General features: G+C 63.9%; 1 protein-coding gene. It reads right to left on the reverse strand.

The window, feature by feature from the left end; translation table 11 throughout:
* Positions 1 to 23: 23 nt before the first annotated feature.
* The gene (locus AB0313_RS22095) at positions 24 to 1,241 is read right to left on the reverse strand and encodes an IS110 family transposase (RefSeq protein ID WP_366308489.1); all 1,218 of its coding nucleotides are present in this window, start codon (positions 1,239 to 1,241) and stop codon (positions 24 to 26) included.
* Positions 1,242 to 1,481 lie beyond the last annotated feature (240 nt).

Below are 1,481 nucleotides of genomic sequence, written 5' to 3' on the forward strand. Positions count from 1 at the left end.
GGGGGGTGCCTCTATGGTTTTCGTCAAGCCGCTGCGGGGTGGTTTCGTGGTTCCGGCTCCTGGTAGAGGGTTCCGTCTCGGAGCATGGCGAAGAGGACGTCTGAGCGGCGACGTGCGAGGGCGATGAGGGCTTGGTTGTGGCGTTTGCCTTCGGCCCGTTTGCGATCGTAGTAAGCCCGTGACGGCGGGTGGTGCAGCGCCGCGAAGGCTGAGAGGAACAAGGCACGTTTGAGTTTCTTGTTGCCGCGCCGGCTGGTGTGTTCACCCCTGATCGACGTCCCGGAGCGGCGCGTCACTGGTGCGATGCCGGCGTAAGAGGCCAGGTGTGCAGCGCTGGCGAAGTGTTTACCGGTCACTTCGGTCAGGATCCGTGCGCAGGTCCTGACTCCGATGCCGGGCATCGAAGTCAGGACTTTGTAAAGAGGGTGGGCCTCCACAAGCGTTTCCACCTGGGCGGCAATGGCATCGCGCTGATGGCGCAGGGAGAGGAGCTGTTCTGCCAGTTTCGGAAGCACGATCCCGGCGGCGTGGGTGCCCACCACCACGACGGTCTGTTCTTCGAGCGCGTTGAAAACCGCGTCGGTGAGTCGTTCCGCGGCTCGTGGTGCGTGCTTCTTCAAACGTGCCCGGACATGTCCACGGCCAGCGGTCTTCAGGGCAGCCGGTGTCGGGTACCGCGTGAGCAGGTCGGCCACAGCCGGGTGGTCGAGGTGCGGGCCCAAAGCCCGCTCAAGGGCTGCGTGAATTTGGGTGAGCAGCCCGCGTATCCGGTTGGACGTCGCGGTGATCTGGGCCGCGAGGTCGTCATCGAAGCCGCAGAGGACGCCGAGTTCGGCCAGCGTTTCATCCTCCAAAGCAATCGAGCGCAGTGTGTGCGGCATGGACCGGGCTGCTTCGGCGATGATCGCTGCGTCCCTTGCGTCGGTTTTGGCCTGGCCCGGGTGTAGGTCCGCGATCCTGCGCATTGCCAGGCCCGGCAGATAGCCAACCGTCGCGCCGGCAGCCTGGGCGACCGCAACGGGCAGCGCTCCGATGGTGGCCGGCTGATCCACGACGAGCAGGACCTTCCCACGCCCTGACAATGAATCGAGGATCTCGCGCAACCGCGATTCGTCGTTCGGCAGGGCCTTGTCGAACAGTTTCTTTCCCGAACGATCCAACGCCACAGCATGGTGGCCGGATTTCCCCACGTCCAAACCGATGAAAACGTCTATGTCTTGCTGATCCAAGATCACCGCCATACCGCCCCCCCTGTTCCCGCGTTCAGTGTCGTACTGGCTGGTCAACGGCGGCAGAAGTCGGCATCCACGTTACGAAGGACCCGTCGTCGTGCCTCTATCAGCGATCAGCTGCCGCCAAGCCGGTCCCGGTGACAACACCCCCCGGATCATGAAACGACTGGGGGCAGAAACCATGCCGGGACCGACCGGCCAACACACCCTCATCCTGCAACAGGAACGGGCTACGAAAAAGGTAACGGG

It is taken from the genome of Pseudarthrobacter sp. NPDC080039 (genome assembly GCF_040702335.1).
GTDB lineage: Bacteria > Actinomycetota > Actinomycetes > Actinomycetales > Micrococcaceae > Arthrobacter > Arthrobacter enclensis_A.

Coding starts and splice junctions, on each gene's coding strand:
- AB0313_RS22095 (WP_366308489.1), bottom strand. CDS start 1,241: ATGGCGGTGATCTTGGATCAGCAAGACATAGACGTTTTCATCGGTTTG.